The following is an 8,368-nucleotide window of genomic DNA, read 5'->3' as shown; positions in this document are numbered from 1 at the left end:
CGCCATCACAAAGCATACCTGTAACATTTCCTAGCGTGTTTTGAATTGCAAAGTACATTTGTTCTTTCGTTCCATCTAACAAGTAAGTAATTGCGGCTGCAGAACTTGCTCCCGCAATTGTTACACCACAAAGTGCAGATAAACGTCCGAATTGATACTTCACAAAGATGGCAATCAAATGACTTAGTGCAACAGCACGAATTGTTTTCTCTTCGTCTGCACCAAGCTTTTCGGCAGCAGCTACTACAGGAAGGGTTACCGCAATACCTTGGTTACCACTACCAGAGTTCGCCATTACAGGAAGGGTTGCTCCACCCATACGAGCATCTGAACCGGCAGCAGCATAGCTCATAGCACGACTCGCTAAATCATCTGACAGCATTCCTTCTTCTACTTGTTCTTTAATTGATTTACCTACTTGCATTCCATAAGCATTTTCTAAACCATGTTTTGCAACCGCCATGTTCATTTCAATGCTTTTCTTAACAAGATTTAATGAAGAAAGTGGACAGTTTAAGCAAAAGCCTACGATTTCATCTAATGTAAATGATTCATCTTTCTTTCTATCTTCTGTTGATTCTTCTTTAGATTGCTCTTCACATTGTTCAACGTCATTTACTTTAATAGAAGTAATGTTTGTATGATCGTCCTCGATTAAGACAATTACTTTTTCATTTTTCGTTTCAACCGTCACTTCGATGACTAATACTTCTGGTGTGTTTGCTTCAGTAACTGTAACTCTACCTGCATCACACATAGCAACTGCTTCATTTTCTTGAGCCTCGGTAGCATCTTCAATTAAAGAGAGTTTCTTATGTGATTCTTTTACGATTGCACCAAGCGCACCCACAAATGCAATACCCGTATTTTGACAGCCAGGAATAGCAACCGCCATAGCATTCTTGATTACGTTTCGACTGCAAGAAAGCTCCATCATTTCGATCGGTGCAGTCGTATGCTCAGCAGCAACTGCTGCTGCATAAGCGATCGCAATGGGCTCTGTACATCCAACCGCAACAATTAGTTCTTTCTCAAGCACATATTTTAAATCCCTGTATTTCATGTAATCCCCTCAACTTCATTTAAAGTAGTTCAGTTGCTCTTATTTTCCCCTTCATTTAAGAAGATATTTTCACTAAAATATCCATGTTACATTTTTCACATTAGGTTTAACAAAAAATTTATTGTAAGAAGCGTAATACAACTTTCGTTTTTTCACTGTATCAATAAATTATCTTGGCCTTTACTAAGTAAACGCCTCTCTTAATAGAAAGGCGCCTTTAAAACTTTATCAACATAATAATATTTTATCAACTGTAAATATATCGATAAAGATAAGGTTTACATACAAATAATCTTTCAATTCTGTAAGAGTTCTGTCATGTGATTCGATACTTATACATCATCGTAGTAGTATATAATAAAATAAACCTTTAAGCAGTTGGTGGTTTCTCCACCGTTATACATTTATGCAATCCATCACTTAAAGATTAAAAATAAACAGAGGTACTAAATATGAAAAGATTAATCAAAAAACTAATTAAACTCTTTTTCATCATTGTTCTCATCGGTGTGTCTATAATAATCGGGCTAGGTTATGGAAAATACAAAATGGCTATAAATGAAATTCCTTTGACTGAGAAAGTTGAATCCATAACAGAAAAACCTTCCTATTCACTTACTAAAGATATTAGCCCTGATTTTCTTCAAGCAATTGTTGCGGTTGAAGATCATCGTTTCTATGAACATGGTCCAATTGATATTATCGGACTCACAAGAGCAACCGTTGTTAATACTATGAAAGGTGAAATCGTACAAGGTGGAAGCACATTAACACAACAAGTTGCTAAAAACTTATATTTTACGAATGAAAAAACTTTTATCAGAAAAGTTGCCGAACTCTTTGTCGCTCGTCATCTAGAAAAAACATACGATAAAGATAAAATCTTAGAACTATATGTGAATATTGTCTACTATGGCGACGGAAACTATGGTATTAAAAATGCCAGCATGAACTATTTTGAAAAAAAACCAATTGATCTAAGCTATGATGAAGCTACCCTATTAGCTGGCTTACCACAAGCACCAAGCGCCTATGCTCTTAGCACCAATTATGATCGTGCTAAACAAAGACAACAAGAAGTTATAGATGCATTAAATGAATATAAAGAAAAAAAATAAGATTGCTTTTACTCGGCAATCTTATTTTCCCCCTCCTGTTTTGAACATTTATACAGATTAAATTTAATCAAAAAACTCCATATGCTTTTTATCTCGTTTATAATAATCTAATCTATCTTGCAGCGTTCCTGTATGAAACTCAAACTTATGGCCATCTGGATCGGTAAAATAAATAGATTTTTTATCTTTTTCATCTCTTGGACGACTTGATAAAATGTTAACGTTTAATGACTCTAGTTTCTCATACATCTTCTCAAAATCGGCCTCCCCAATGGAAAAGGCAATGTGAGTATACGAATGCTGTATATCATTTCGAGGAATTTCTTTTTCAACGTTAAGAGCAAGCCACATACCATTTAAATCGAAATAGGCTGTAGTTCTTCCTTTCACTAATAACTTAGCATCAAACACATTTTCATAAAATGATATAGAATCATCTAAATTAGATACAGAAAATAAAAAGTGATTTAATCCTTTAATCTCCATAACAACACCTCTAAAAATTTTAGTTACGAGGACCCCATAACATAACAGAAACACCTATTAAGCAAATAACAGCTCCTATCCAATCATATAAATCGGGTGTTTTCTTATCTATCCCCCATCCCCATAAAACAGATAGAATGATAAAAACGCCACCATATGCAGCATACACACGTCCGAATGAAGGGAAAGATTGAAAAGTTGCGATTACCCCGTAGAAAGCTAATGCAATTGCTCCAATAATTCCAAAATAAAAAGGCTTTCCTTCTCTAAGCCATAACCAAATAAGGTAGCCTCCACCAATTTCACCTAGTCCAGCTAATAAAAATAATAAGATCGTAATGTTAATCACTCCATAAAATATATATTCTAGATTATATATTACTTTATTTACCGCTCGATAGGTAAACTGATAATTCTATTAGTAAGAAAAGATCTGACTTCAATATTTGTAGAGGAAGAAAAAAGAAAGAACAGGACTGCTGCCCTGTTCCCTACCTTATTTCACCTTACTCCCAACGACTACACCCGCTGATACTAGATTTACTACATTTGCAATCGTGTCTCCAACTGGGCAATGCGCCTCCACGAATTTTATAAACTCATCAATCTTTTCTTCTGATGCATCACTTTGAATATGGATCGTATATCTAACTGTCGAATACCCTGGTCTTACATCCGATTTATTCAGAAACCCATCTAAATCTAAATCTCCTTCTAATTCAATCCAAAGATCATCAAATTCGATATCAAACTTCTTCGCATACGTACGAGCAACTATAGATTGGCATGCACCTAATCCAGCCAAGATTAATTCAACAGGATTCATTCCCTTGTCTGTTCCACCTAAATACTTCGGCTCATCAACAAGTACCTTATGTCCTCTTGCTTCCGTTTCTACTAATACACCTTCTTTTAAAGTTGTCTTTACTTTAAATGTTTGTACCGCCACGCCAATCTCTCCCTTTCTCTAAATAAATAAATTCAAATAAGTTTAGTTGGTTTTAATACATTTTATTACAAATGAAAGGAATAAACAATTAGAATATTTAGATATTTTCTCATTGACGTTTGAGAGAAAACAAAAATAGAAAATTTTTTAAAAAAAAGGTTATTCTTTTATAGAGCGGGTATAGATAAGTGACGAGATTATAAAACATCTCGTCATAGAAATACGGTGGTTGGTTGCTAATTAATATTGGTTATACCAATTATTTAGTTAAATACTGGCTCGTGAAATTAACAAGCAATTGTTTAAGCCAGCATCACTCGTAAGTCTGAAAGGTTGTTCCAAGACACAAAATCATCATTTACAAATAACATAGTTTATCGGAAATGGAATATGAACAAGTTAAACTTGATCATACTATTTACAGCTGAGATCAAAATTTCACTTCCATTAAAATTCTGTTATGGAATAAATGCTCTGATGAAATCCAAAAAGATGTTTTACAACACTCTTCTCCTATTTATGAATAAGGAAAGGTTTAGCAGCCTACCACCACATTTAATTAATTTCATATAGACAAAACAAAAAACAAAGGTTAATATATCCTTTGTTTTTTGTTGCGATTATTATCCTCTACTTCTTGAATATCGATTCTAGTTAAGGTTTTTGATTTTTCATTACAAGCTTCCAGAACAATTATACTATATAAGAAGAAGTAAGAAACTTGAAAGCCATTTTTTCAAGATAACACTTGTTCTCTCCTTTATCCATTTTTCCATATTTAACTAATTAATTATTAAAGAGATCTAAGAAATAATAGAAGGTCTCTTGAATATCTTCTCTTAGAAACTTATAGTAAGGATAACAATGTTACTTGTTTTGTAATTAGGAGGCATTATGTTAAAAGAGTTTGGTTTTTCCCAATATGAAAGTAAAGTATACGAAACACTTGTTTCAAGTAATCAACCAATGGATGTGAATATGATTGCGAAACATTCAAGTGTTCCAAAAGCAAAAATATATGAAGTACTCTCACGCATGATTGATAAAGGCATGATTATGGAAGCCATTTCAGAAAAGAAGAAAATGTATACAGCTCTTTCCCTTGATATTGCTGTTGAACGTTTAACAGCTGAGTTTCAACAAAATATTGAAAAGTTTAAAGAAAAAACAGCGAAGAAAACATTTTCTGATGATCGTGTTTGGAGTTTTAAACTACAAGCCTCTATTCAAGCTGAGATCAAGAAATTAATCGGCGAAACAAAACACTCCATCAGAATTGCCGGTTGGAGTAAGGACGTCAATTCGTATTTACCTTTGTTAGTAGAGAAAGAACTGCAAGGTATTGATGTTCAGGCTCATGTTGTTGGAAGTATTCAGGCCAATTTAACAAACCTTTATTATTTTGTTCCTACTGAAGCAGAAGTTTCTTTAGAGCCATTTCAATTAGTTATAATTGATGATCAAGAATTAATCTTTGCCACAGCGGAAGAAGACTCCTGGCAAGCCATTCGTACGATGTCGCATCCATTCGTAAAATTCTTCGCAGAGTTTTTCTATCATGATATTGTCCTTACCAAAATTCTTGATAAATACAAAGAGACGTTAATGAAAGACCCTGAAATTATGGGTTTTGTCACCAAACTGCGCTATTAACCACTAGCATTAAGCCAAATTTATTTGGCTTATTTTTTATGAAAATTGAAATTAATCTACTAATTTAATTTACAAAATTATTTACTTGTCATTCCCTCCATTATCAGTTACGATGTAATACGTAGTTTTTTTACTACAGCAGTGGTAAAAGTAAAAGGAGAGAAATTTTAAATGAATTTTAAAGTATATATATTAGCCATTTCTGTCTTTGTTGTTGGGATGGTTGAGCTTGTGATTGGTGGTATTCTACCTTTAATCTCTGAGGACTTAAATGTTTCAATAAGTGCCGCTGGTCAGTTGATTACTGTTTTCGCACTTGTACTGGCGATTTCTGGGCCGATTTTATTAACTCTTACGGCGAAAGTTGAACGTAAAAAGCTATATCTTATATCTTTATTAGCTTTTTTTATAGGTAATATAATAGCTTTTATGAGCCCTAACTTTGAAGTACTTATGATTGCCCGTATCTTCACAGCCATTAGTGCTTCATTACTGATTGTCCTTTCCCTTACAATTGCAGCGAAAATCGTAAAACCTGCTTATCAAGCTCGTGCAATTGGCGTTATTTCCATGGGAATTAGTGGTTCACTTGTTCTTGGTGTTCCTATCGGTGTCTTAATTGGTGACAAGTTTGGATGGCGTGTTCTATTTCTTATAATTGCGTCTTTAAGTATTGTTTCAGCAGTGATTATTCATCGTTATCTTGATGACCTTCCTCCTGAAGAAATGATTCCTTTACGTCAACAACTAGCATCGTTAAAAAGCATGAAAATTATTAGTGCACACATTGTTTCAATCTTAGTTTTAGCGGGTCATTATGTTCTGTATGCCTATTTCACGCCTTTCTTGCAAACAACATTAAATTTGAATGCTTTCATGATTAGTGTTGCTTACTTCGTATTTGGTATTTCTGCTGTGTGTGGTGGTGGCTTTGGTGGTATCCTAGCTGATCGTATCGGCGTGAAGAAAAGTATTTTACTATTTGTAGGTACATTTGCTGTTATTATGTTTGTATTACCTTTATCAACAAACATTACATTTATATTTCCAATAGTACTTGTTCTTTGGGGTATGTTAAGTTGGGCGCTTACACCAGCTCAGCATAGCTATTTAATTCAAACAGCTCCAGAATCTGCAGGTATTCAACAAAGCTTTAACCAATCCGCTTTACAGCTAGGAATTTCATTAGGCTCTGCTGTTGGCGGAGTTGTTATTCAACATTACCCTGTTACTTACACAGCTTGGTTCGGTAGCGGTATTGTAGTGATTGCCTTTTTATTTGCAATCTTCTCTATTACAAGACCCGTTCTTAAACCAACTTCTGTTAAGCAAGCAAGTTAATTATCAGGTCATCCTCAAGGGTGACCTTTTTTGTATAATTACAATTATTACTCTTTTTCGAAATATGGCAATTCATGCAATTTTATCAACTTTGCTGTCGAGGTTTATGCTAGAATAGAACCAAAATAGAAATGGAGGATGGAATGAATGAAATCTGCAGTAAAAATACTTCTCTGTCTTATATTAGCAACGTCTACTATACTGACAATCGGAAGTGGAGTAACGAAAGCGGCGCCTGTTTTTAATGATATAAGTCCAGATCATCGCGCTTATAAAGAAATTACATATTTGGCTCAAGGTAAGATTGCGGGCGGCGATACAAGCGGTAACTTCAATCCGAAAAGCAATGTAACTAGAGCTCAATTTACAGCATTATTAGGACGAGCTTTGGGCTTGGACGGCAAACAACGACAAACTAAATTTAAAGATGTTGGTGCTGCTAATTTTGCCTCTGGATACATTCAATCCGCAGTGGATCAGAAAATAATATCTGGTTACTCTGACGGTTCATTTAAACCGGACGGACTCGTTACTCGTGGTGAAATGGCGGTTATGATTTGTAAAGCTTTCGGCTATAGTTATGGAAATTCTGCATCAGGAGCTGCCAAAGCGATCATGTCACGAGGTATTGATGAAGGTGTAGAAGACGGAACATTTGGATCATCGCGTAATGCAATAAGAGAAGAAACAGCTATCTTTCTAGCTAGAGCCATCGACTATACACTTCGTACGAAACCAACCATTACATTTAGTGGTGAGAAATACGTAAATGTAGACTCTTTAAATATTAGAAAAGGTCCATCAACTGAATACAGTGTAGTCGGAACACTAAAAAAAGGTGATAAAGTTACAATCGGCTACAATGTTGGCAATTGGACTCTTGTGAAATCGAATAAGGGTGACATTGGGTTTGTATCGAATTATTATTTAATAACAAGTGCGGACGATGAAGATAATGATAATGATGATAATGAAAGTAACAACGGCGAAATTGATAATGACAATACGAAATCGCTAGCTTCCCAAACATTGGTCATTGACCCTGGTCACGGAGGAGTAGACCCTGGTAAAGTTGGCTTTGGACTAAAAGAAAAAGATGTTGTTTTAGATACAAGTTTAAGATTAAAACAACTAATCAACCAAACACCATTAAACGTAAAATATACAAGAGAAAAGGATGTTACGCTGGATCTTGTTAAAGACCGCGTGCCTTATGCACTAAGTGTAAAAGGCGATGTATTTGTTAGTATCCATGCAAATGGCGGCGGCGGAACAGGCAGTGAAACCTATTATTGGGGTAAAGCAAGTAAAGCAGCCAATAACCCTCATGTAACAGATAGCAAAATGTTAGCGGATTTTATTCAAAAACGATTAGTTGTAGCTCTTGAAACACGAGATCGTGGAATAAAACATGGTAATTTCCATGTAATTCGTGAAAACAAAATGCCTGCCGTATTAGTCGAATTAGCATTTATGGATACGAAAGCTGATAGTGACAAGCTAAAATCTCCTGCTTATCGTCAAAAAGGTGCAGAAGCTATTTTTCTAGGACTCTTAGATTATTACAATGCTAAGGGCTTTGATGTTGCTCAATATTATAAAATAGTTAAGTAGGAACAAGGGGCTGTTCGAAAAGTGATTTTAATCACTTTTCGAACAGCCCTTTTTTTGAAAGAGATGAATGTATGTATTTTCTAATAAATAGGAACAATGCCTTTCACAAAAAATCTGAAGCACCATTACCTTATTAGACACCCT

8 protein-coding genes are annotated in these 8,368 nt (G+C 34.8%); 4 read left to right on the top strand and 4 right to left on the bottom strand.

From position 1 onward, the window contains the following. The coding region (locus V7014_RS20220) for an L-cysteine desulfidase family protein (RefSeq protein WP_335509706.1) at positions 1-1,063 on the bottom strand (1,063 nt) is incomplete at its 3' end. 452 nt (positions 1,064-1,515) lie between these two features. Between V7014_RS20220 and V7014_RS20215 the strand changes: the two genes are divergently transcribed. After that, positions 1,516-2,181, top strand: a complete 666-nt coding sequence (locus V7014_RS20215) for a biosynthetic peptidoglycan transglycosylase (RefSeq protein WP_335509705.1) — start codon at positions 1,516-1,518, stop codon at positions 2,179-2,181. Between the two features lie 63 nt (positions 2,182-2,244). Here the strand turns inward: V7014_RS20215 and fosM are convergent, their stop codons facing one another. The 3 genes from fosM to V7014_RS20200 all read right to left on the bottom strand — a co-directional run bounded on the left by fosM (position 2,245) and on the right by V7014_RS20200 (position 3,616). Further along, complete coding sequence (gene fosM, locus V7014_RS20210) at positions 2,245-2,667, bottom strand: FosM family fosfomycin resistance protein (protein WP_335509702.1); 423 nt, start codon at positions 2,665-2,667, stop codon at positions 2,245-2,247. 19 nt (positions 2,668-2,686) lie between these two features. Then, a complete protein-coding gene (locus tag V7014_RS20205) occupies positions 2,687-3,013 on the bottom strand; it encodes a YnfA family protein (RefSeq protein WP_438824949.1) in 327 nt (108 codons plus the stop codon). 150 nt (positions 3,014-3,163) lie between these two features. Next, on the bottom strand, positions 3,164-3,616 hold the full coding sequence (locus V7014_RS20200; RefSeq protein WP_335509698.1) for an OsmC family protein: 453 nt from the start codon (positions 3,614-3,616) through the stop codon (positions 3,164-3,166). Between the two features lie 894 nt (positions 3,617-4,510). On the opposite strand from V7014_RS20200, the gene V7014_RS20195 reads away from it, so the two are divergent. From V7014_RS20195 to V7014_RS20185, 3 genes are all read left to right on the top strand, one after another. Continuing rightward, positions 4,511-5,269: a TrmB family transcriptional regulator gene (locus V7014_RS20195; RefSeq protein WP_335509696.1), complete on the top strand. Its 759-nt coding sequence runs from the start codon at positions 4,511-4,513 to the stop codon at positions 5,267-5,269. A 171-nt stretch (positions 5,270-5,440) separates the two neighbouring features. Next, positions 5,441-6,610 (top strand): MFS transporter, encoded by a 1,170-nt coding sequence (locus V7014_RS20190; protein ID WP_335509694.1) that lies wholly within the window; start codon positions 5,441-5,443, stop codon positions 6,608-6,610. A 147-nt stretch (positions 6,611-6,757) separates the two neighbouring features. Next, positions 6,758-8,224 carry an N-acetylmuramoyl-L-alanine amidase gene (locus V7014_RS20185; protein ID WP_335509692.1) on the top strand — a complete coding sequence of 489 codons (1,467 nt, stop codon included), beginning with the start codon at positions 6,758-6,760 and terminating at the stop codon, positions 8,222-8,224. The last annotated feature ends 144 nt before the right edge of the window (positions 8,225-8,368 follow it).

Origin of the sequence: Bacillus sp. JJ722, assembly GCF_036963345.1 — a bacterium.
Lineage (GTDB): Bacteria > Bacillota > Bacilli > Bacillales > DSM-1321 > Bacillus_AD.
This window is presented reverse-complemented; position numbering and strand designations above follow the sequence as displayed.

What these genes read in the sequence shown, in the direction of transcription:
- V7014_RS20215 (WP_335509705.1), top strand. Translation starts at nt 1,516, where the DNA reads ATGAAAAGATTAATCAAAAAACTAATTAAACTCTTTTTCATCATTGTT.
- fosM (WP_335509702.1), bottom strand. Translation starts at nt 2,667, where the DNA reads ATGGAGATTAAAGGATTAAATCACTTTTTATTTTCTGTATCTAATTTA.
- V7014_RS20195 (WP_335509696.1), top strand. Translation starts at nt 4,511, where the DNA reads ATGTTAAAAGAGTTTGGTTTTTCCCAATATGAAAGTAAAGTATACGAA.
- V7014_RS20190 (WP_335509694.1), top strand. Translation starts at nt 5,441, where the DNA reads ATGAATTTTAAAGTATATATATTAGCCATTTCTGTCTTTGTTGTTGGG.
- V7014_RS20185 (WP_335509692.1), top strand. Translation starts at nt 6,758, where the DNA reads ATGAAATCTGCAGTAAAAATACTTCTCTGTCTTATATTAGCAACGTCT.